Genomic DNA, 22,429 nt, shown 5'->3' on the forward strand with positions numbered 1-22,429 from the left:
CCGGGCGGGTGGGGCAAAAAAGGAAACGGGGTGACACGTGCGAAGGTACGCCATACCGGCCTTTTTCCTGACGCCTGCCACCGTACTGATCGTGCTCTTTTTTATGGTCCCCGTGGTCGCCACGCTGCTGCTGTCGTTCACCGACATCTCGACCACCACCTTGAGCAAGCCAAGCTGGGTGGGCCTTGGCAACTATCGCGATCTGCTCGCGGATCCTTTTTTAAAAAAGATCCTGGCCAACACCGGAAAGTACGTCGCCCTCACCCTCCTCTTTAACGTCGGCATGGGGCTGGTGCTGGCCTTGCTCACGAGCCTGGTGCCCAGCCAGATCGGCGACCAGTTCCGCGCCCTCTGGCTCCTGCCGCGAATCCTCCCCCCGGTGGTCTACGTGTTCATCTGGCAGGGCCTGCTGACCCAGGCGCCCATGGGCCTGGTGAGCGACCTGCTCGGCGTTTCCAAGAACTGGATCGCCGCCGCCCCCTGGAGCGTCGTCATCCTGGCCAACGGCATGGTGGGCGCGAGCTTCGGTATGCTCATCTTCACCTCGGCGATCCGGGCCATCTCCCGAGAACTCTTCTACGCCGCCGCGGTTGACGGCGCCACCACCTGGCAGACCGTGCGCCGGGTGATCCTGCCCCTGCTCTCCTGGCCCATCCTCTTCGTCACCGCCTACCAGACCCTCTCCCTCCTCACCTCCTTCGAATACATCCTGCTCCTTACCGACGGCGGGCCTGGCTTTTACACCACCGAGGTCTGGTCGCTCAGGGCCTACCACCTGGCGCTTTCCAACTACTTCGGCAACGTCGAGTTCGGGCTCGGCGCGGCGATGGCCGCGGTTTTGGTGCTCATCGGCATTCTGGTCTCGCTCTTTTACCTCAAGATCTTCAACTTCCAAAACCTGGTCGTCGAGCCCAAAGTGGAGGTGAACTGATGCCGATCCGACCACCTTCCTGGCGGCTCATCCTCATCCTCCTCGGCCTCATCACCCTCCCCATCGGCGTGGGTACGCTGTGGCTTTTGCTCACCGCGCTCTTCAACCAGGTGCACGGGTTGATTCCGGTGGGCAACATCAATTTCGGCAACTGGCGCTTCCTCTGGGAGGGGTCGATCAACGGCCGCCCACCGATCTGGGTGGCGCTCTTGAACTCGATCCTCTTCGCCGCCACCGTGGCACTTATCGAGGTTTTGGTGGCCTCGATGGCCGCGTATGCCATCAGCCGCATGAACTTTCCCGGGCGGCGGCTGTATCTGGGCATGATCCTCGTCCTCCACGCCTTCCCCGCCGTCAGCCTGCTGATCGCGATCTACTACATCCTGCGCCTCCTCGGGCTCTTCGACACCCTCTTCGGGGTGATCCTGGTCAAGGCCTCGCTCGAGATCCCGCTCGGGATCTGGCTGATGAAAGGCTTTTTCGACAACCTCTCCTGGGAAATGGAGATGGCCGCGCTGGTCGACGGGGCCTCGCGCTGGACGGTTTTCCGCAAGGTCGCCCTTCCGCTGGTGCGCCCCGGCATCCTGGCCCTGGGTACGTTTGCGCTGCTCTCGGCCTGGGGCGAGTTCATCCTGCCCTACACCCTCATCGTCTCGGGCAAGAGCTGGACGCTGGCGCTTTACTTGCAAAGCTTTTTGCGTGAGTCCTTCGTCGACTACGGCATGATGGCCGCGGTGGGGCTCTTTTACGCCCTGCCGGTGTTCGTTTTCTTCCTCCTCGGCCAGAAGTATCTCCTCAACATTTACTCTGGAGGCGTAAAGGGATGATCAAAGGCACCGACGTCACCCTCAGGGGACTCTCCAAGCGCTTCGGCAAGGTTTGGGCGCTCAAAGACTTAGACCTCGAGGTCCAGGCCGGCGAACTGGTGGCCTTTCTCGGACCCTCGGGGTGTGGCAAGACCACCACCCTTTTGCTCATCGCCGGGATCTACCGGCCCACCACCGGCGAGATCCACTTCGGCGAGCGCCGCGTCGACCACCTGCACCCTAAAGATCGCGACGTGGGCATGGTGTTCCAGTCCTATGCTCTATACCCTCACCTCACCCTCTTCGAAAACATCGCCTTCCCTCTCAGGCTGAAAAAAGTCCCCGACGCCGAGGTCAAATCGCGGGTCCAGTCCACCGCCGATCTCCTCGGGATCGGCCACATCCTCGACCGCCGACCGGCCCAGGTTTCTGGGGGTCAGCAACAACGGGCCGCCCTGGCGCGGGCACTGGTCAAGGAACCTCAGCTCTTGCTGCTGGATGAGCCGCTCTCGAACCTCGACGCCCAGATCCGCCTCTCCGCCCGGGCCGAGATCCGGAGGCTGCAACGGGACCTCGGCGTAACCGCGATCCTCGTCACCCACGACCAGGCCGAGGCGCTGGCCATGGCCGATCGGGTGGCGGTCTTCAGCACCGGCGAGCTCCAGCAGTTCGCCACCCCCGACGAGCTCTACACGAGACCGAAGAACACCTTCGTCGCGAGCTTCGTTGGCGCCCCGCCGATGAACCTGATCGAAGGCGTGTTCAAGGAACGGGCCTTCGAGGCCGGCGGGTTTCGGCAGGGGCTCGAGGGGCCCCATCCCCAGGGCCAGGGCTGGCTCGGCATCCGACCCGAAGACATCGAGCTGCGGGCCGAAGGGACGCCGGCCACGGTGCTGGTGGTCGAGCCGCTGGGGCGGGAGGCGCTGGTCATGGTCGAAAGCGGTGGCGTTCGCCTGCAGGTTCTGGTGCCGGCGGAGGCCAAGCCCGCCCCCGACCAGCAGGTCCACCTCCACCTGCCGGCGGAAAAACTCCACTTCTTCGACCGGACGGGGACCCGGGTCGGCCCTTAGGGACGCGGAAAAGCCATGTTCAGACTCCAACGCGCCCCGGAGCATCCGGTACTTTCGCCTGAGGCGGCACCACCGTGGGCTCGCGGGGCGGTTTTTAATCCCGCCGCGGTTCTGGACGGGCGGGGAAAGCTCCACCTCTTCTTTCGCGCCGTCGCCCCGGGGTATACCCCGTGGCCGGAAAAGCGCGGCTATCGCAACTACGTCTCGCGCATCGGACACGCCACCAGCGACGATGGCATTCGCTTTTCCATCGACCCGACCCCAGTGCTCGAGCCGGACGCAGAGGACGACCGCTTCGGGGTCGAGGATCCGCGCCTCAGCAAGATCGAGACCGAAGACGGCCCCCTTTGGCTCATGACCTACACCGCGCTCTCAAAGCCGGCGTTTTCCGGCCAGGGCGACCGCGTGGCCCTGGCCTTGAGCCGTGACCTTTTGCGCTTTGAAAAAGTCGGCGTCATCGTCCCCGAAACCAATGACAAGGACGCCGTGGTCTTCCCCACCCTCATCCAGGGCCAGGTGGCCTTGCTCCACCGCATCCCGCCCAGCATTCAGCTCGCCCGTCTGCCCTCCCTCCAGGCCCTCATCCAACCCGACCCCGACTTCTGGCGCCGTCACACCCGGGCCCCCGAGCAGCACACCATCTTGCAGCCCCGCTTCGAATGGGAAGCAGCCAAGGTCGGCGCCGGTCCGCCACCGATCCCGACCAAGGAAGGCTGGCTCCTTCTCTACCACGGGGTCGACCGCGCACGAGTCTACCGCGCTGGGGCGGCGCTCCTTGCCCTCGAGGACCCCTCCCGGGTGCTCGCCCGGCTGCCGTACCCCATCCTGGCGCCGGAAGTCGAATACGAACGTTCAGGGGATATCCCAAACGTGGTTTTCCCCACCGGCGCGGTGTGCAAAGACGGCCGGCTTTGGGTTTATTACGGGGCCGCGGACAAAAGGATCGCCCGGGCGGTGGCGAGCCTCGAGGACCTGCTCGCCGCCCTCAGGGAAGACGGAGTCAGGGAGTAGACATGCTGCCCGAAAGCACGCCCAAAGAAGCCTTCATCGACGGGCGCTGGACCCGAGCGCCCAAAACCTTCACCCTGCGGCGCCCCGACACCGGCGCGCCGCTGGCCGAGGTCGCCGACGTCGACGCCGATACGGCTCGAAAGGCCCTCGAGGCCCAGATCCAGGCCGACGCCCAATGGCGAAAACAAACCCCCGCCGCCCGGGGGGCCGTGCTCCGGCGCTGGTACGAGCTGATCCTCGAACACACCGAACCCCTGGCCTGGATCATGGCCCTCGAAATGGGCAAACCGATCCGGGAAGGCCGCAAGGAGGTCGTCTACGCCGCCGGCTTCGTCGAGTGGTACGCGGAGGAGGCCAAGCGTATTTATGGCACCACGATCCCAAGCCCCGACCCGGCAAAGCGGCTTATGGTCATCAAAGCCCCCATCGGCCCCGTCTACGCCATCACGCCGTGGAACTTCCCCGCGGCCATGGTCACGCGAAAAGCCGCCCCCGCCCTCGCCGCCGGCTGCACGGTCACCCTCAAACCGGCCGAGGAATCGCCGCTCACCGCCCTCTACCTGGCGCGGCTCTGGCAAGAGGCCGGGGGTCCACCCGCCACCCTGCAGGTGCTCCCCACCACCGATCCGGTGGGGGTCAGCCGGGTCTTCCTCGAGGACCCGCGCATTCGCAAGCTCACCTTCACCGGCAGCACCGCGGTGGGCCAGAAGCTCTATGCCCAGGCGGCCATGACCATGAAGCGGATCGCCCTCGAGCTCGGCGGCCACGCCCCCTTTGTGGTCTTCGAAGACGCGGATTTGGAAAAGGCGGTGGCGGCGGCGATCACCGCCAAGTTCCGAAACGGCGGCCAGTCCTGCGTGGCGGCAAACCGCATCTACGTGCAGCGCTCGATCCACGACCGCTTCGCCGAGGCGTTCGCCGAGGCGGTGGGGCGTCTCAGAGTCGGCGATCCCCTCGACGAGGCCACGGAGATCGGGCCCCTGGTCAACGAAGGGGCGGCGGCCAAGGTCGAGGCCCACCTCAGCGACGCCCTGGCCAGGGGCGCGCGGCTGGTTCGCGGCGGCAAGCGGCGGGGGACCTTCGTCGAGCCCGCGGTCTTGGCTGGCGTCCCCCTTTCGGCGAAGATCCTCCAAGAGGAGACCTTCGGCCCCGTGGCCCCGATCCTGCCCTTTGAACGCGAGTCAGAGGCCCTGGCCATGGCCAACGCCTCGCCCTACGGCCTCGCCGCCTACGTCTGGACGCGCGACCTCGGCCGGGCCTGGCGGATGGCCGAGGGCCTCGAATTCGGCATCGTCGGGGTCAACGACGGGCTTCCTTCGACCCCCGTCGCCCCATTTGGCGGGATGAAGCTTTCCGGCCTCGGGCGCGAGGGCGGAAAGTGGGGCTTGGAGGCGTTTTTGGAGATCAAGTATGTTTCAGTGGTGATTGCGTGACCCGGGAGAAACCCATGAAACTGCCCAGCCACCTCCACTACAAGGACCGCTCGGTTCGCCTCAAGTACCACCGTTTCCAAACCGGCAACGGCCACCACCCCCCAAACGCCCTCTCGGCGCTGGCCGAGGTCCTCGAGGGCGGCGCCCAGGCCATCGAGTTCGACGTCGGGCTCACCCTGGACGGGGTCTACGTGCTGGTCCACGACACCCACCTCGAGCGCGAGACCACCGGCGTGGGGCCGGTACGTCTCGCCACCCACACCGAGATCAAGCGCCTGCACCTCAGGGGCAGCGCCGAGCGGGTGGCGACGCTCTCGGAAGTGGTGGGCGTCCTGAGCGAGTTCGACGGACCGTTAAAGGTCCAGGTGGACCTCAAAGAAACGGTCCCCCTCGGCCGGGACGAGGCCGCCTGGCTCCACGAAAGCCTCCGCCCCCTTCTGGAAAAGGACAACCTCGAGGTGGTGGTCGGCTGCCTGGCCGATTGGAACCTGCGCATGCTGGCCCGCGTCGCCCCCGAGCTGCCGCTCGGGTTCGACATCGCCTTTCACCTCGACGCCCCGGTGGGCGAATTCCTGCGGCTGCCCATCCGGGTGAATGCCTACGGCTACCTCGACGACCACCCGCTCGGCTACCGCCGCGTCCTGCCCACCCCCGACTACCTCGCCGACCGCATCGAGGCCATCTCCGGCTTGGTGCCCCGGGCGGTGGAGTTCTACCTGCGCAAGGACTTCGTGCTGCAGGCCCTCGAGGACGGCTATAACCCCGTCGAGCACCTCCACCGCATACGCCCCGGCGTTACGGTCGACGTGTGGACGCTCGACGCCGACGAACCCGCGGCCAGAGAGAAGCTCTTGCGCCTGCTCCGGGCCGGTGTCGATCAGATCACCACCAACACCCCGCTCAAGCTGGCCGAGCTCTTCGAAACCACCTCGACCTGACCGGGAACGGAAAAACCCGGACCTCGCAGGCCGCCTCCGCAGGCGGCCCTAGAATTCAAGCTTTGGATACATTAAAATTGATAAAGGTGCACTAAAGTCATGGAGAGCATGCACCCACGCCGAGAAAACGAAAGGAGGGACCCGATGAACATTCCAGACAAACTCCCGGTCGTGCCGGTCCGGGGCTCGGTGATCTACCCCACCATGGTCATGCCCATCGACGCCGGCCGGTCCATCAGCGTCCGCGCCATCGACGAAGCGCTCGGGCGCGACCGGGTCATTTTCATCGTGGCGCAAAAGGATAAGACCGTCGAAGACCCCGCGCCCGAGGATCTCTTCCAGACCGGGACCGTGTGCAACATCCTGCGCATGCGTAAAAACCCCGACGGCACGGTCCAGGTTCTGGTCCAGTGCTACGCTCGGGCCCGGGCGGTGAGCTACGAAGTCCACGGGGATTACCTCGAGGCCTCGGTCGAGCCCTTAAAGGAGGTGCTGGGCCCGGAGATCGAGATCAAGGCCCTCTACCGCGAGGTCAAGGCCCGTTTCGCCCAGCTGCTCAAGGAGGGCAAGTACGTCTCGCCCGACGTCGCCCAGTTCATCCAAAACCTCGAGGACCCGGTCCAGCTCGCCGACTACATCGCCTTCCACATGGACTTCAAGCTGGAAGACAAGCAGCAGATCCTCGAGCTGCCCTCGGTGGCCGAGCGCCTGAAGCGCATCCTGGTGCTGCTCGACGCCGAGCTCGAACTCATCGAGACTCAGCGCCGCATCCAGCAGCAGGTCAAGGAAGAGATCGACAAAAACCAGCGCGAGTACTTCCTGCGCGAGCAGATGAAGGCCATCCAGCGCGAGCTCCACGGCGAGGAAGGCGAGGAAGAGGTCGAGGAGCTGCGCAGGAAGATCGAGGCGCTGGGCCTCCCCGAGGTGGTCAAGAAAGAAGCCGAACGCGAGCTCGGGCGCCTGGCCCGGATGCACCCCGACTCGGCCGAAGCCGCGGTGATCCGCACCTACCTCGACTGGATCACCAATCTTCCCTGGAACGAGCGCACCGAAGACAACCTCGACATCCACCGGGCCAAGGAGATCCTCGACGCCGATCACTACGGTCTGGAGAAGGTCAAAGACCGGGTGCTGGAATACCTCGCCGTCCGCAAGCTGAAAGCCGAGCGGGCTGAAAAGGGCGAAATCCCCAAGGAAGAGGTCAACAAGGGGCCGATCCTGCTCTTCGTGGGCCCGCCCGGGGTGGGCAAGACCAGTATCGCCAAGTCCATCGCCCGGGCGCTCGGCCGGAAGTACGTCCGCATCTCGCTGGGCGGTGCCCGCGACGAGTCCGACATCCGGGGCCACCGCCGCACCTACATCGGCGCCATGCCCGGGCGGATCATCCAGGGGCTGCGCCAGGCCGGCACCAAAAACCCCGTCTTCCTGCTCGACGAGGTGGACAAGCTCGGCGCCAGCTTCCAGGGCGATCCCTCGGCGGCGCTGCTTGAGGTCCTCGACCCGGCCCAGAACAAAGAGTTCGTCGACCACTACCTGGGGGTGCCTTTCGACCTCTCCGAGGTCATGTTCATCGCCACCGCCAACTTCCCCCAGCTCATCCCCGCCCCCCTCTTCGACCGGATGGAGTTGATCGAGTTCTCCTCCTACATCGAGGACGAAAAGCTCCAGATCGCAAAGCGCTTCCTCCTGCCACGACAGCTGGCGGAAAACGGACTTTCCGAACGCCAGGTGGTGATCACCGACGCCGCCCTGCGCCGGCTCATCACCCACTACACCCGCGAGGCCGGGGTCAGGAACCTCGAACGTGAAATCGGCGCCCTGCTCCGAAAAGCCGCACGACGGATCCTCGAGGAAGGAAAGAAGCGGGTCCGCATTACCGAAAAGGACCTGGAAAAATACCTGGGCCCGCCCCGCTATCTGCCCGAGACCGAGGCCCGCGGGCCACAGGTGGGCGTGGCCACCGGCATGTACTACACCCCGGTCGGTGGTGACATCATGTTCGTCGAGGTCAGCGTCATGCCCGGGAAGGGCCAGCTCATCCTCACCGGCCAGCTGGGCGACGTCATGAAGGAATCGGCACGGGCGGCCCTCACCTACGCCAAGAAGAATGCCGATCGCTTCGGGATTCCCCTGGAGCGGTTTGAGAAGTCCGACATCCACATCCACGTCCCCGCCGGCGCCATCCCCAAGGAAGGTCCATCAGCCGGCGTGGCCATCACCAGCGCCCTGGTCAGCGCGCTGACCGAGACCCCGGTGCGACACGACATCGCCATGACCGGCGAGATCACCCTCACCGGCCGCGTTCTCCCCATCGGGGGCGTGAGGGAGAAGGTCCTGGGCGCGAAACGCGCGGGCATCGCCGAGGTCATCCTGCCCAAGAACAACGCCTCCGACCTCGACGACATCCCCCGCCACCTGAAGAAGAACATGACCTTCCACTTCGTCGAAACCCTCGACGAGGTGCTCGAGCTCTCGCTGGTAGGCGGCCTCCAGGCGCTGGGGGAGAAAAAGAAACCAAGCCGCAGGCGCACGAAGAAGTCGGAAACCGTCGCCCACGCCTAAGCCGCGCCTCCGCCCCGTTTGTCCTCGAGGGCCCCTGCCGCGGCAGGGGCCCGGATACCGAACCGCCGGGCTTCCACTTGGTACAATCTTCATCGTGAAGGCCTTCAAACCGCACGTCCTCGAGCTTCCCGACTACCCCTACACCCACCACCAAGCACCGATCAAGCTCGATCAGAACGAGAGCCCCTACGACATTCCCGAAGCCCTCAAGGCCGAGATCGCCGAGGCGCTACAAAAGACCCCGCTCAACCGCTACCCCGAGATGAACGCCGAGCGCCTGGTCGAAGCCATCGCCGATTTCGAGGGCTGGGAGGCCTCGGGGGTGGTGGTGGCCGGAGGCTCGAACGTGCTCCTGACCGCGCTGGCCCTGGCGGCGCGGAAAGTGCTGGACGTCGTTCCCTCGTTCTCCCTCTACAAATGGTCGGCCCGGATCACCGGCACCCCGTGGGAAGGCATTCCCCTGGGCGAGGACTTCGAGCTCCCCGTGGCCGAGATCGAGCGCCATTTGAGCGCGTCGGAGGAGGCGGGGGTCTTCTTCTTCCCCAACCCCCACGCCCCCTCAGGCCGGTTCTGGTCCCCAGAAACGGTGCGCGCGCTCGCCGAAGCCGCCGGGAAGGGGGGCTGGCTGATGGTGGTCGACGAGGCCTACTACCACTTCGCCCCGGCGGATTTCAAACGGGAAGCCCGGGAAATGCCCCACGTCGTCATCTCCAGGACGTTCTCCAAAGCCTGGGGCCTGGCCGGGGTTCGCCTCGGCTACCTCCTCGCCCACCCCGAGGTGGCCAAGGAGGTGCGCAAACTCCTCCCTCCCTTCCGCGTCCCCACTCCCACCCTGATCACCGCCCAGGTGGTGCTGGAAAACCCCGGCTACCTCACCGAAACCGCCGAGAAGATCCGCCGCGAGTGCGAGCGGGTCTACATCGAACTCAAGACCCATCCCTCCTGGAAGGCCTACAAGAGCCACACCAACTTCCTCTGCATCCGCACCCCGGATGCCGAAGCCGCATTCAAAGGACTCCTGGCCCGGGGCATCCTGGTCCGGCGCATGGACAACCAGCCGGGCCTCGAGGGCTGCATCCGGGTCACCATCGGCACCCCGGTGGAAAATGACGCCTTTTTAAAGGCGGCTTTCGAGCTTGGGGAGGGCGTTGATGCGGAAGGCTAGCGTCGAGCGCCTCACCCAGGAAACCGAGATCCGCCTCGAGTTCGGCCTCGATGGTCCGGCCCAGGGCGAGATCGAAACCGGCCTGCCCTTCCTCGATCACATGCTCCGCCAGCTGCAGCGCCACGGCCGGTTCTGGCTCCAGGTCAAGGCCCGGGGCGACCTCGAGGTCGATGCCCACCACCTGGTCGAAGACGTCGGCATCGCTCTCGGCATGGCCCTGGACCGGGCGCTTGGGAGCCGTGGTGGAATCGAGCGCTACGGCGACGCCTTCGCGCCCATGGATGAAACGCTGGTGCACGCGGTCGTCGATCTCTCGGGGCGGGCGTACCTGGGCTTTCGGCCCGAGGCCCTCGAGGTCTTCGGCGCCCCCGGCGGCATGAACATCTTTCACCTCAGGGAATTCTTGCGCGGTTTTGCCAACCACGGCCGCCTGACCCTGCACCTCCGTATCCTCGAGGGCAAGGAGGCCCACCACGTCATCGAGGCCAGCTTCAAGGCCCTGGCCCGCTCGCTCGATCGCGCGACCCGGGTGACCCGCGACGACCTCCCGAGCACCAAGGAACTCATCTAAACCCACCATGAAGACCCTGGTCATCGACTACGGATCGGGCAACCTGCGCAGCGTGGCCAAGGCCCTCGAGACCAGCGGGTTCGACGTCGAAGTCTCCGCCGACCCCAACCGGGCCGCTGACAAGGACCTGCTCGTGCTGCCCGGGCAGGGCCACTTCGGCCAGGTGATGGCGGCCTTCAAACGCTCGGGCTTTGAGGAGGCGGTACGACGCCACCTCGAGGCCAAAAAGCCCTTTTTGGGCATCTGCGTCGGCCTGCAGCTGCTCTTTGAGGCTTCCGAGGAAGCCCCGGCGGTGCCCGGGCTCGGGATCTTGCCGGGAAGCGTCCGCCGCTTCCGGGCGGGCAAGGTCCCCCATATGGGCTGGAACCAGGTAGCCTTCACCCCCGGCTCTCCGTTCGCCGACCTCGACGGCCGCTTCTTCTACTTCGTACATTCCTACTACGCCCCGCGCCTTCCCGGCTCCGAAGGCGTCACCGGCTACCACGGCACCACCTTCACCGCGGTGTTCCGAGAGGGCAACCTGATCGCCCCCCAGTTCCACCCCGAAAAATCAAGCCGCGCCGGGCTCGCCTTCCTCGAACGCACCCGGCGCTACTTCGAGGCCTTTCTCGGCGACGAAGCGGGCGAATAAAACGCGCGAGGGCTCAACCGGTGCCGGCGAGGGCGTCCTCGAGGTCCTCCCGCCGCACCAGACGGCCCTGGGCGCCGACCTCGGTGGTGGCCAGGGCGCCGGCGACGTTGCCCAGCCGCGCCGCCTCGACCAACGAACGCCCCTCCATCACCGCGTGGGCAAACGCGGCGGTAAAGGCGTCGCCGGCGCCGGTGGTGTCGACCACCTGGTCGACTTCGAAAGGCTCCACCAGGGCTTCCTCATCCGGCGTGGCCACAATCGCTCCCATGGGACCGACCTTGACCACCACCCGCTCGATGCCCTCCTGCCGCAGCCGCTCAAGGCCCCCGCTGATCGAGTCCAGCTCGGTCAGCTCCCGAAGCTCGGTCCGGTTCATGAGCAGATAGTCGGCCGATTTCAGGCTGCTGACCAGCATCGGCCCCACCTGCCGCACCGCGCCGGTTCCGAGGTCGATGAAGACCGGAATGTTGCGGCGCTTGGCCGCGGTGATGGCCTTGAGGGTATAGGCCTTTTGTGGTCCGCCCACGAGCGCGTAGGCCGAAAGCACCAGAGCGTCGGTCTGGTCCAGGAACCTGGGCTTAAAAAGCGAGGCGTCGAGGTATCGGCTGGCGCCAATGCTCGCCACCATGCTCCGCTCGCCGCCGGGGAAAAGGAAGACCAAGATGGAGGTCGTCGCGTGCTCGGGGTCCTCCTGGAGGTACCTGAGGTCCACGCCGGCGCGCTTCACACCCTCGAGGGCCACCTCCTTGAGTGGCCCCGTCCCCACCCGCGAGGCGAGGAAACTTCGGTGACCCAGGCTGGCCAGCTGCGCGGCCAGGGTCGCCCCGGCACCCCCGGGCTTGTAGAGCGCCCGCTTCGCAGACACTTCCTCCCCCGCTTGTGGCAAGCGGTCCACAAGGTAAATCAGGTCAACTGAAACATCACCGATCACAAAGAAGCGCATCTACGCGGCCTCCTGCCTTTGGCTTAACCCACTATAACGCGTTTTCTGAGGAACGATTGAGCGTTCTATCGGGAAGCCTCGGCGCCAGCCAGGATCGAGCGCAACCGTTTGAAGTGCGCGAGCGAAAGGGCCTCACCCCGCACCTTGGAATCGAGCCCCAGCGCGGCCAGGGCCGAGAGGACCCGGGTTTTGTCGTAGCCCGCGGCCTCGAGGTTGTTCACCAGCGTCCGGCGCCGAGCCCGGAAGGCAGCTTCGATCAGGTGAAAGAGCGGGGGGTCGTCGGGAACGTCTTTGGGCTCGATCCGCACGATGGTGGACGTAACCTCGGGGCGGGGGAAAAATACGGTCGGCGGCACGTCGCGGAGCTTTTCCACCGTCGCGTGATGGGCGATCCGCAGCGACAAAATTCCGTAATCCTTCTCGCCGGGGCGGGCCATCATCCGCCGGGCCACCTCGCGCTGAACCATCACCACCAGCCTTCGAAACCGCCTCGAGGTCAGCAACCGAACGAGCAGAGGCGTGGCGATGTTGTAAGGAAGGTTGGAAACGAAGAGGCTGCCCTCGGGCACCTCTTCCCAGGGGAAGCCCAGTGCATCGGCAAACACGACTTCGACCCGGTCTTTGGGCAAGACCGCATCGAGCAAGGGGGCGAGTCGCACATCCTTCTCCACCGCCACCACGTCTGCCCCCGCCTCGGCGAGGGTGAGGGTGAGGGCGCCGGCGCCGGGCCCCACTTCGTACACCCGCTCCCCGGGCCCGACCCCGGCCGATCGAACGATGAACGCGAGGAGGTTCGGGTCGACGAGGAAGTGCTGCCCAAACCCCTTTTTCAACCTCAAGCCCTGCCGCGAAAGCAGCGCCTTTAGGCCTCGCAGCGTTCGGGGGTCGGCCTGGCCCTGACTCATGACCCCCGGGACCGCTCGAGCAACGCCCGCAACTCGCCGTAGAGCCGCTTGGTCTCCTCGGGCGTCTTGCCGTATCCCCCGTACTTGCTGACCAGGCGGGCCGCTTCCTTGCCCTTGCCCTCCCGGCGCAGCCGTTCGAGGAGCCGGTCGATGAGCTCCCTCGGCCCCCGTTTCTCGGCCTGCCCCTCCTTTCCCGGCGGGGTGAAGCGCCCGGTCTCCGGGTCATACTCCACCCAAACCTTTTCCATCCGGTAGAGGTGCCGCCCGATGCCGAACTTCACCGCCGCCCGTTTGAGGGCATCGGAGAAGGCGGCTTTCAGGGTGTCGCCCTCGCCAACGTCCTCCTTGGTCACGCCGAAGACGGTGAGCCGCGCCTTAACCAGCGCCGGTTCGGGGCTGACCCGCAAGACCTCGTAAGCGTCGTGCCAGTTGGCCGGTCCGGCCACCGCATCCAGGCGATCCAGCACCGCCCGGGCGTCGACGTAGGGCACGATGAGCGCCCGCCGCTTGTCGCGCGACACCGCTTCCACCCGCCACTGCACATCCTCATCGGGAAAAGGCTCGGCCAGATCTTCCCACACGCTCGGATCCACGGGGTCATTCTCTCACGAATGGCGGCAGCCATCCAGGCCAATTGACAGTCCCAGGCGCCCTTCCTAATATGGTGGAGGCTTTGGGGCGTCGTCTAATGGCAGGACAGCGGACTTTGGATCCGCCGGTCGTGGTTCGAGTCCACGCGCCCCAGCCATTTTTTTTGTAGATCGTGCGCCCTCGGGTTAAAGTAAGGGTAGATGGAAGCCCTGGTGGTCAGCGCCAACCCAACGCTCCGCACCTATATCGAGGTGACCCTTGAAGCCGAGGGGTTCCAGCCAAAGAGCTTCGCCAACGCAAAGGAGGCTCTGGCCTACCTGCGGGAACACACGCCTGACCTCATCGTCCTCGACGACGAGGTGGGGGACAGCCTGCCGCCGCTGGATCTCGCCTGGCGGGTCAAGCGGGTCAAGCGACTCAAGGACGTTCCCCTGGTCTATCTGGCCAGCTCCAGCGACAGCAGGACCAAGATCGCCGCACAAATGGCCCGAATCGACGAGATTTTGGTCAAGCCCCTGACCGGCGGCGAGTTCCGCCGCTTCGCGCGTCGTACCATCGAGATGCGCACCCAGCACTCCTAACCCATGCGTTGGCTCCGTTTGCTCGCCTTTGGTTTCCTGGCGCTCTTCTTGGGTCTCGGCGTTGGGGTGGCCACCGTTGTTTGGAACTGGAGCCGGAACCTGCCGAGCCTCGAGGCCTTCGAGTCGCTCCGGCTCACTTCGACCACCACCCTCTACGCCCGCGACGGCACCCCCATCGCCACGTTGGCCTCGGTCGAAGACGGGCGCACCGTGGGCCGGCAGCTGGTGAGCCTCTCGCAGGTTTCCCCCGCCGCCATTGCCGCCATCGTCGCCAGCGAGGACCGGCGTTTTTTCCGCCACCACGGCATCGACTGGGTCCGTTTCTTCGGCGCCCTTTACAAGACGCTCCAGGGTGACCTCCAAGGAGGCAGCACCATCACCACCCAGGTGATCAAGAACACCCTGCTCAAACAGCTCGCCTCCCAGCGGACGCTGGAACGCAAATTCAAGGAATTTCTTTTGGCCACCGAGCTTGAGCGGCGTTATACCAAGCGCGAGATCCTCGAGATGTACCTCAACGTCGCCTTCTGGGGCGGCAACCTCACCGGCATCGCCGCCGCCAGCGAAGCGTACTTCGGCAAGGATCCTGCCGAGCTCACGCTCGCCGAAGGCGCCTATCTGGCCTCGCTCATCCCCGCCCCCAACGCGCGCTACCGGGATCTGAAAGGCACCCTGGCCCGAAGCCGGCGCCTGATCCGGGAGATGGCCGAGGCGGGCTGGATCACCCCCGGTGAAGCCAAAGCGGCCCTCTCCGAACCCATCACCCCGCGTGGCTGGGTCACCGAATACAGCAAGGACGGCGCGCTGGTTCGCGCCGAGCTCAAAGACCCCAGCGCCCAGGTCCTTCCCGACCTGAGCGCCCAGGTGGCCACCCGCTTCGTGCTCGAGGTCCGCAAACGCCTGCTCGAGCGCTTCGGGGCGGGCCGCGTCTTCGGTCAGGGCGGGCTCCGGGTCTACACCACGCTCGACCTGGGCATGCAGGCGGCCGCCGAGGCCGCGGCCACGAAGGCGGTGCGCGACAAGATGCTCCCCGACGGCGCCCAGCTGGCCCTGGTCGGGATGGACCCCAAGACCGGGGAGGTCCTGGCGATGCTCGGCGCCCTGCCCGGGACCCCGGGCGAGTTCAACCGGGCCACCCAGATCCGGCGGAGCCCGGGCTCCGCGGTCAAGCCCTTCGTCTACGCCACCGCCCTCGAGGCCGGGTGGTCCCAGGCCAGCCCGGTTTGGGACAAGGAGGTCGAGTTCCCCGACCCCACCCAGCCGGAAGGGGTGTGGAAGCCGAAGAACTTCTCCGGCACCTTCCTGAACCGGCCGGTTACCATCCGTTACGCCCTCGACCGCTCGCTGAACGTGCCCGCGGTCCTCACCGGCGCGAAGATCGGCATTCCCCGCCTCGCCGCCAAACTCGGCGCCCTGGGCTTTGAGGTTCCCAAACATCCCAGCCTGGCGATCGCCATCGGTGCGGTGGGTGCGAGCCCCCTGCAGATGGCCGCCGCCTATGCCAACTTCATCAACCAGGGACGAATGCCCGAGCCCATTCTCATCCTCCGGGTCGAAGACGAGCAGGGCAGGGTGCTCTACCAGGCCCGTCCCCACGCGAACCGGGTCTTCTCCGAGACCATCGCCTATCTGGGCTGGGACATGCTGAAGGGCTACGTCTACGACCCCGATCCCTTTGGCAAGGCGAGCCTCGCCTGGCGGGCTCAAATCCCGGGTCGGGTGGTCGGGGGCAAGACCGGCACCTCGAACGAGGCCCGGGACCTCTGGTTCGCCGGCGCCACCAAGGGGCTGGTGGCCGTGGTCTGGATCGGCCGGGACGACAATGAACCTCTCCGCTGGCGGGGCAAGGAGCCCTCGAGCTCGGTGATCAACCCCCCGATCTGGCGCGACTTCGTCGAGGAAGCGCTCCGCGGCCGGCCCTCCGGCGACTTCCCGCCGCCGGAGGGCCTGGTGCAGCGGCGTATCGACCTCCTCGACGGCGCGCCCAGAGCGGGTGGAGTGGCGGTGTACTTCCGCGCCGGTCGCGCCCCCAGCGGGACAACGGTGCCCATGGGAACTTTCGTGTGGGTTCCCATTGACACCTCCACCGGGTGCCCCGCCACCGCGTCCACCGGTTTTGACCGGATCACCTGGCGGGCGTTTTCACCCGAGGCTTTGAAGCGCCTTGCTTGCCCGACGAACAGCGAGGGCAGTAGCCGGTAAAGAGAACCCGGGCTCCGACCACGCGCCAGCCTTCTGGCGCCGGCAGCCGCTGTGCCAGCGCCTCGGAGGCCAGTTCTGGAAGCTTGTCGGTCAAGATATCCTCAACCCGGCCGCACTCCAGGCAGACCAGGTGATGGTGCGGGCGCGTGTAACCGTCGTAGCGGGTCATCCCCAGCGGGTCCTTAAAGTCCCACACCAAGCCCGCCCGCTTCAGAACCTGGAGGTTGAGGTAGACGGTCGAAAGACCGATGTCGTACCCCTTCTTCCTGAGGCCGCGGTAGAGCTCCTCCGGGGTCGGATGGACGTTCTTGCGATCGAGGAACGCCAGAATCCGTTCCCGAGGCACCGTGTGACGCAGGCCGGCGCCGCGCAAGCGTCCGCGATGGTCGCGCCGGACGGAAGCCTGAACCTTGGGCATAGCCACCCCCCAACAGTTCGGTATATCCAACTTACCGAGCTATTCCACATTATAGTGTATGGCGTGGAGAGGGCCCGCCCGAGCCACCGGTTGCTCTACCTGCTCTTCGCCCTCGGCCTTTTCGAGGTCGCGGGGCTCTTCTTCTTCGAAACCTACCGCTATTACCAAATCTCCCGGGAAGTCGCGCGGCTCGAACAGGAAAATGAGGCCCTCTGGGCCAAGGTGCGTGACCTGCGCGCCGAGCTCGCCCACGCGAACGACCCCGGTGAACTCGAGGCCCTGGCCCGCCGGCTGGGACTGGTCAAAAAAGACGAGGTGCTCTATGTTAGAAAATCTCATTGAAGAACTTTTGGAAGATGAAGCGCTGACCCAGGGGCTTTCAGAGTCCGACGCCCAGGAGCTCCTGACCTGGCTGATCAGCCTTTTGGAGGAAGACGAAACCGAGCGAGGGGGGCACTACGTCCGCGCCCTGGGTAAGCAGGTGGCCAGGCTGGCCAAGAATCACAACCTTCCGGTCCACGAACTCATCGAGCTGGTCGAGCTCGCCTGGCAGGACACCGCGGTCTCGCTCGAGGCCCCCGCCCCGCTCGAGGCCTGACCCACCTCAAAACGGAATCGCCTCCGAACCCCCACCGCGGTCGTGTCCGGCCAAGAGCGCCTCGCGGTCGGGGACGAAGCTGGCCTTGATCCCCAGGGCCAGGACCGCCTCGAGCGCGTCCTCCCCCACCCGGACCTCGCTGGCCTCAAAGAGCGCCCAGCCCGACGGCCCGAAAAGGCGAATTTGGACGCCGTGGGGGCCCGGGTGTTCATCCAGGAGGCTGCGCAGCTCGAGGGTGCGCTTTTCATCGAGGTCGGCAAGGTCCAGCCTGAGCTCAAGCCGCTTGGGCAGGCCCTCGAACTCGTCCCACAAAAAGAGATCCTCGGCGATTACCCGCAGGCTCTCCCCTTCGGCATCGGGCTCGACGCTGGCGACCACCGCCACCGGGGTATCCTCCTTGAGCCGGGGCGAAACCCGATCGTAGCCGCGGCCGAAGACGACCACCTCGATGGCCCCGCTCTCGTCGGCCAGGTTGAACCGGGCCATCATGCCCCCGTTCTTCGTGGGCTTGCGCACCACGTTCTCCACCATCCCGGTCAAAATGGCCCGCACCCGTCGACGCCCGCCGTTTTGCCCCCGGTACCAGCGGGGAAGATCGGCGATCCGGGCGCTCGCCGCCTCGACCAGGCCCGCGTAATGGGCGAGCGGATGCCCGGTGACGTAGATGCCGAGCGCCTCCTTTTCCATCTTCAGCCGCTCGACCTCGCCGAGCCGGGGCGCCTTGGGCAAGGCGGGCTCGGCGGCCTCGTCGAAGAGCCCGGTGAGCCCCATGCCGGCTTTTTCCTGCTCGGTGGCCGCCCATTTGAGCAGGGCATCGAGCCCGGCGAGCATCGCCCCGCGCTCGCCAAAGGCGTCGAAGGCGCCGGCTTTGATCAGCGACTCGACCGCCCGGCGGTTTACGGTGTGCAGATCCACCCGCTTCAAGAAGTCGGCGAGCGACTTAAACGGCCCCCGCCGCTCGCGCTCGGCGAGAATGGCCTCGACCGCCCCCTCGCCCACGTTCTTGACCGCCGAGAGCCCGAAAAGGATCTCCTCACCCACCACCCGGAAGTCAAAGCCCGACTTGTTGATGTCGGGCGGGAGCACGGGAATCCCCATGGCCCGGGCGTCGCGGATGTACTCGGCCACCTTGTCGGAGTTCTTGCGTTCAACGGTGAGGAGGGCGGCCATGAACTCCACCGGGTAGTGGGCCTTCACGTAGGCCGTCTGGTAGGCGATCATCGCGTAAGCGGCGGCGTGGGAGTTGTGCACGACCATGTCTTCAGCGACGAAGGTGTGCGTGCCCTCGACGGTCAGATCGTAGACCGCTTCCTCGCCATCCGGAATCACCGCCACCACCCGATCCCAGTAGAGATCGCTCTCGGCAAGGCGCGCCAGCAGGAAGCTTTGGGTTAAACCGGCGAGATGGGCCACCATCTTCCTGGCGAGGTCCCGTTTGGTGGCGTTGGGGCGGAAGAGCCCGCTCGAAATCCCGTGCTCGGCCAGGTAAGCATGGTACCCCTTCCCCCGCGCCCGGGCCGCAGCCTTGATCTCGGCCAGGACGAGCGGCAAAAGCGCGTTGGGGAGAATATCCTTGGTGCTCCGCGCGCCTTGTGGCGCACCCTCAGCCAACAGCCGGCCTAAATCGCGGCGTCGTTTGCCCTGGAGGTGCGGACCGATCTTCTCGGCAAAGGCCTCAACGGCCTCCCAGCCGCCAAGCAGGTGTACAGCGTAGCCTTTTCGCCTTTCCCCCCGGTAAGCAAAGCTCTTTTCGTGGATCCGGGTTTGCAAACCGAGCCTGAGCAGGAGGTGCTGCACATCCTCGGCCAAGCGACGGGAAGCGGTGGCGTAGTGGATGAGCCGGGTCTCGGGTTGAATCCCCCCGTCGCCGCTCCAAAGCCTTCCCAAAAAGAAGGCGATCTGTTCCGGTGACAGCGTGAAAACATCCTCGGGCACGAACTTTTCCGCGGCTCCCTTGCCCAAAATCCCCGCCCGTTTGAGGAAGTCCACCGCTCCGCAAACCCCGCTCCGGTTCTCGCGGGCGGCGTAAACGGAGGTCGCCGGCTTGCTCTCGTCGATCACCGCCCGGGTGTTGGGGAAGGCCTCGAGGGCATCCACGAACGCCTGAACCAGCTCGGGGTCTTTGCTGTAGAGGTAAAACCCCGAGGGGTGCTCGAGGTTGCCCTCGGCGATGGCGTAGGCGAGAAGGGCGAGCTCATGCGATGGCATGCGATTTTGCGACTGGTAAGGCACGCGCCGAGGTAAGGCGACGTAATCCCCGGGCCGGATCGCCCCGAGATCGCGCCACCCTTCCGGGGTGTAAAAGGGGTGGTTGGCGGTGGCTCTGAGCGTCCGTCCGGTTTCGGTGACGATCCGGAACACCGGACGCCGCCCACTCGGGAACGCGGCCACCACCGGGCGGGGAACGATCTTGAGGGTCTTCTCGTCCAGCGAAGGAACCCAGACCTCACCCGCCTCGCCGCGCACGATCTCGCCGATCGTCACCCGGCGACCGCTCCGAACATCGACCACCCGCGCCGTGGCGGGCAGGCACTTGTTGAAGCCATAGTTGGCGAAGGCCTCGAGCATGTCGAAGAGCCGGCTCGCTTCCTCCTCGGGAATGCCCCGCTCGGCGGCCCCCTTGATGAAGCGCTCCCGGTGGCGCTTCATCTCCTCGACCTTCTTCTTGCCCATGGCCCGGCGGAGCAGGTCGGCCTCGCCGAGCGAATACCCGGCAACCGCCGAGGCGATCTGCATGATCTGCTCCTGGTAGACCGGGATGCCGTAGGTCTCTTCCAGGATCGGGGCCAGGTGCTTCTCGGCGTGGGGGAACTCGGCGTAGGAAACCGGCTCCTTGCCCTGCTTGCGGCGGATGTAGGTGGGGATGTTGTCCATCGGGCCCGGACGGTAGAGCGAGAGGATGGCGATGAGGTCGTGGACCCGCTCGGGCCGGAAGGCCTTGACGGTGGCGGTCATTCCCGAGCCCTCGAGCTGGAACACCCCCTTGGTCTCGCCCCGGGCCAAGAGCTCGAAGGTCGCCGCGTCGTCGAGCGGGATCCGGTCGTAGTCGAGCTCGATTCCACGGGATTCCCTGACGATGCGGGCCGCCTCTTCCAAAAAGGAGAGCGTCCGGAGGCCGAGGAAGTCCATCTTCAAAAGCCCCAGCGCCTCGACCGCGTTCATGTCGTACTGGGTGATGATCTTGTCACCGCCGCCGGTTTCCTTCATCAGGGGAACCAGCTCGGTGAGGGGTTCGGCCCCGATCACCACCCCGGCGGCGTGCACCGAGGCGTGGCGGTTGAGCCCTTCCAGGCGCATGGCGACCTCGAGCACCCTCCGGACCTCGGGGTCCGAATCCATCATCGCCCGGAGTTCGGGAACGGTCTCGATCGCCTCCTGCAGGGGGATGGGGCGGCCGAACTTGACCGGCACCAGCTTGGCGATCTCCTCCGCCCGTTTGTGGGGGATGCCGAAGACCCGGGCCACGTCCTTGATCGCCGCCTTGGAGGCCATGGTCCCGAAGGTGGCGATCTGGGCGACCCGATCCTCGCCGTAGCGCTTGCGAACGTACTCGATCACCTCGTCCCGGCGCACGTCGGAGAAGTCGGTGTCGATGTCGGGCATGCTGACCCGCGCCGGGTTCAAAAAGCGCTCGAAGAGGAGGTTGAAGGCGAGGGGGTCGATGTTGGTGATCCGCGTGGCGTAGGCCACCAGGCTGCCGGCGGCGCTGCCCCGGCCCGGCCCCACGCTGATCTTTTGGCGTTTGGCCCAGTTGATGTAGTCCTGAACGATGAGGAAATAGCCCGGGAAGCCCATCCGCTCGATGACCTCGAGCTCGTAGAGGGCACGGGCCAGGATCGCCGGGGCATCCCACTCGCGCACCTCCTTGGGATCCGGGAGCTCGGCCAAAAGCTTCTCTTTCGCCTCGCCGTCGAGCAACGCCAGGGCCTCGGCCAGCACCGCCCCGTCGCCGTGGGGCACGGGCGCGCCCGCGACCCGCAGCATCTCACGGTAAAAATCCTCGGTGATCCGATCGGGGTAGCGCTCAAGCAGCCCCAAAAAGGTGAGTTCCCGCAAGTACTGGGCCTCGTCGCGACCCTCCGGCAGCGGGTAGCGGGGAATCTGATAGCGCTTTTTGTCGTCGAGGGGCAGCTCGACGCTCGCGATCTCGGCGATCCAGACCGAGTTGTCGAAGATCTCCTCGCCCCACTCCTCGGGGGGAAGCGCCTGGCGCATTTCCTCGGGGTCTTTGACGTAAAACTCGTCGCAGGGGAACTTCCAGCGGTTCTCGTCGTCCCAGGTGGACTTCGATTGGATGGCGAGCAGCACCTCGTGGGCCTCGGCGTCCTTGCGGCTCACGTAGTGCCCGTCGTTGGTGGCGACCATCCCGATGCCGTACTTCCTGGCAAATTCCTTGAGCACGGCGTTGGTCCTTTGCTGCTCCTTAAGGCCGTGGTTTTGAATTTCGATGAAGAAATCGTCCTTGAAGATCGAAAGGTACTCGTTGAGCCGCGCCTCGGCCAGGTCCTCCCGGCCGGCCAGGATGAACTGGTTGATCTCGCTGCCCAGGCAGCCCGAAAGCACGATCAAGCCCTCGGAATGCTCGGCGAGGAGTTCGCGGTCGATGCGGGGCTTTTCGTAGAAGCCCTCGAGGTACGCCCGGCTCGCGAGCTTGACCAGGTTCTGATACCCCTTGAAGTTCTTGGCGATCAGGGTCAGGTGGTAGTAGCCGCCGTCGAGGCCCTTGCGACGCTTCCGATCGAACCGGCTCTCGGCCGCCACGTAGGCCTCGTAACCGATGATCGGCTTGACGCCCATGCGGTGGGCCAGCCGGTAGAAATCCACGGCCCCGAAAAGGTTCCCGTGGTCGGTGATGGCCAAGGCCGGGTTTTCTGGGCTGACCTTTTTGACCCACGCCAGCAGGTCTTTGAGCTTGGCCGCCCCATCCAGCAACGAGTACTGGGTGTGCTGGTGCAGGTGCGCGAACTTCACCCCTCCAGGATACCCGCCGCCGGGACCCGGCCACCCCGGGGGCATTCCTCACTCTAATCTTTCTCATGCCAAATGTCCCATGACCGCGGTCATGGCCCGCCC

General features: G+C 65.8%; 19 protein-coding genes and 1 tRNA gene. 15 read left to right on the forward strand and 5 right to left on the reverse strand.

The features are described 5' to 3' along the window. Positions 1–37 precede the first annotated feature (37 nt). The 10 genes from ACZ5BT_RS03295 (at position 38) to hisH (ending at position 11,118) form a co-directional block, all read left to right on the forward strand. A complete protein-coding gene (locus ACZ5BT_RS03295) occupies positions 38–931 on the forward strand; it encodes a carbohydrate ABC transporter permease (protein WP_464885200.1) in 894 nt (297 codons plus the stop codon). After that, a complete protein-coding gene (locus tag ACZ5BT_RS03300) occupies positions 931–1,758 on the forward strand; it encodes a carbohydrate ABC transporter permease (RefSeq protein WP_464885201.1) in 828 nt (275 codons plus the stop codon). The genes ACZ5BT_RS03295 and ACZ5BT_RS03300 overlap by 1 nt, the downstream gene beginning before the upstream one ends. After that, positions 1,755–2,807, forward strand: a complete 1,053-nt coding sequence (locus tag ACZ5BT_RS03305) for an ABC transporter ATP-binding protein (RefSeq protein ID WP_464885202.1) — start codon at positions 1,755–1,757, stop codon at positions 2,805–2,807. Before ACZ5BT_RS03300 ends, ACZ5BT_RS03305 begins: the two co-directional genes overlap by 4 nt. A 15-nt stretch (positions 2,808–2,822) precedes the next feature. Then, positions 2,823–3,818: a glycoside hydrolase family 130 protein gene (locus ACZ5BT_RS03310; protein WP_464885203.1), complete on the forward strand. Its 996-nt coding sequence runs from the start codon at positions 2,823–2,825 to the stop codon at positions 3,816–3,818. 2 nt (positions 3,819–3,820) lie between these two features. Then, entirely contained in the window at positions 3,821–5,251 is a 1,431-nt protein-coding gene (locus ACZ5BT_RS03315; RefSeq protein WP_464885204.1) for an NAD-dependent succinate-semialdehyde dehydrogenase, read from the forward strand. Between the two features lie 14 nt (positions 5,252–5,265). Next, positions 5,266–6,189: a glycerophosphodiester phosphodiesterase gene (locus ACZ5BT_RS03320; protein WP_464885205.1), complete on the forward strand. Its 924-nt coding sequence runs from the start codon at positions 5,266–5,268 to the stop codon at positions 6,187–6,189. 144 nt (positions 6,190–6,333) lie between these two features. After that, complete coding sequence (lon, locus tag ACZ5BT_RS03325; RefSeq protein WP_464885206.1) at positions 6,334–8,751, forward strand: endopeptidase La; 2,418 nt, start codon at positions 6,334–6,336, stop codon at positions 8,749–8,751. A gap of 94 nt (positions 8,752–8,845) precedes the next feature. Then, positions 8,846–9,916: a pyridoxal phosphate-dependent aminotransferase gene (locus ACZ5BT_RS03330; RefSeq protein WP_464885207.1), complete on the forward strand. Its 1,071-nt coding sequence runs from the start codon at positions 8,846–8,848 to the stop codon at positions 9,914–9,916. Continuing rightward, positions 9,903–10,487: an imidazoleglycerol-phosphate dehydratase HisB gene (hisB, locus tag ACZ5BT_RS03335; RefSeq protein ID WP_464885208.1), complete on the forward strand. Its 585-nt coding sequence runs from the start codon at positions 9,903–9,905 to the stop codon at positions 10,485–10,487. The genes ACZ5BT_RS03330 and hisB overlap by 14 nt, the downstream gene beginning before the upstream one ends. Positions 10,488–10,494: 7 nt before the next feature. Next, positions 10,495–11,118, forward strand: a complete 624-nt coding sequence (gene hisH, locus ACZ5BT_RS03340; RefSeq protein WP_464885209.1) for an imidazole glycerol phosphate synthase subunit HisH — start codon at positions 10,495–10,497, stop codon at positions 11,116–11,118. A 13-nt stretch (positions 11,119–11,131) separates the two neighbouring features. Here the strand turns inward: hisH and ACZ5BT_RS03345 are convergent, their stop codons facing one another. From ACZ5BT_RS03345 to ACZ5BT_RS03355, 3 genes are all read right to left on the reverse strand, one after another. Beyond that, on the reverse strand, positions 11,132–12,061 hold the full coding sequence (locus ACZ5BT_RS03345) for a carbohydrate kinase family protein (RefSeq protein WP_464885210.1): 930 nt from the start codon (positions 12,059–12,061) through the stop codon (positions 11,132–11,134). Positions 12,062–12,126: 65 nt separating this feature from the next. After that, positions 12,127–12,966: a 16S rRNA (adenine(1518)-N(6)/adenine(1519)-N(6))-dimethyltransferase RsmA gene (gene rsmA, locus ACZ5BT_RS03350; protein ID WP_464885211.1), complete on the reverse strand. Its 840-nt coding sequence runs from the start codon at positions 12,964–12,966 to the stop codon at positions 12,127–12,129. Next, positions 12,963–13,559 carry a Rad52/Rad22 family DNA repair protein gene (locus tag ACZ5BT_RS03355; RefSeq protein WP_464885212.1) on the reverse strand — a complete coding sequence of 199 codons (597 nt, stop codon included), beginning with the start codon at positions 13,557–13,559 and terminating at the stop codon, positions 12,963–12,965. Before ACZ5BT_RS03355 ends, rsmA begins: the two co-directional genes overlap by 4 nt. Before the next feature lie 81 nt (positions 13,560–13,640). Here ACZ5BT_RS03355 and ACZ5BT_RS03360 point away from each other — a divergent pair. The 3 genes from ACZ5BT_RS03360 to ACZ5BT_RS03370 all read left to right on the forward strand — a co-directional run bounded on the left by ACZ5BT_RS03360 (position 13,641) and on the right by ACZ5BT_RS03370 (position 16,340). Continuing rightward, a tRNA-Gln gene (locus ACZ5BT_RS03360) sits at positions 13,641–13,714 on the forward strand. Between the two features lie 43 nt (positions 13,715–13,757). After that, positions 13,758–14,138, forward strand: coding sequence for a response regulator (locus ACZ5BT_RS03365; RefSeq protein ID WP_464885213.1), 381 nt, complete (start codon positions 13,758–13,760; stop codon positions 14,136–14,138). A gap of 3 nt (positions 14,139–14,141) precedes the next feature. Further along, positions 14,142–16,340 carry a transglycosylase domain-containing protein gene (locus tag ACZ5BT_RS03370; protein ID WP_464885214.1) on the forward strand — a complete coding sequence of 733 codons (2,199 nt, stop codon included), beginning with the start codon at positions 14,142–14,144 and terminating at the stop codon, positions 16,338–16,340. Here ACZ5BT_RS03370 and ACZ5BT_RS03375 read toward each other — a convergent pair. Continuing rightward, entirely contained in the window at positions 16,264–16,758 is a 495-nt protein-coding gene (locus ACZ5BT_RS03375; RefSeq protein WP_464885215.1) for a Fur family transcriptional regulator, read from the reverse strand. The genes ACZ5BT_RS03370 and ACZ5BT_RS03375 overlap by 77 nt on opposite strands. Positions 16,759–16,821: 63 nt before the next feature. On the opposite strand from ACZ5BT_RS03375, the gene ACZ5BT_RS03380 reads away from it, so the two are divergent. Then, the gene (locus tag ACZ5BT_RS03380; protein ID WP_464885216.1) at positions 16,822–17,100 is read left to right on the forward strand and encodes an FtsB family cell division protein; all 279 of its coding nucleotides are present in this window, start codon (positions 16,822–16,824) and stop codon (positions 17,098–17,100) included. Continuing rightward, positions 17,081–17,356 (forward strand): hypothetical protein, encoded by a 276-nt coding sequence (locus ACZ5BT_RS03385; protein ID WP_464885217.1) that lies wholly within the window; start codon positions 17,081–17,083, stop codon positions 17,354–17,356. The genes ACZ5BT_RS03380 and ACZ5BT_RS03385 overlap by 20 nt, the downstream gene beginning before the upstream one ends. A 6-nt stretch (positions 17,357–17,362) precedes the next feature. Here the strand turns inward: ACZ5BT_RS03385 and dnaE are convergent, their stop codons facing one another. After that, on the reverse strand, positions 17,363–22,372 hold the full coding sequence (gene dnaE / locus ACZ5BT_RS03390) for a DNA polymerase III subunit alpha (RefSeq protein ID WP_464885218.1): 5,010 nt from the start codon (positions 22,370–22,372) through the stop codon (positions 17,363–17,365). Between the last annotated feature and the right edge of the window lie 57 nt (positions 22,373–22,429).

Source organism: Vulcanithermus mediatlanticus, from assembly GCF_055385885.1.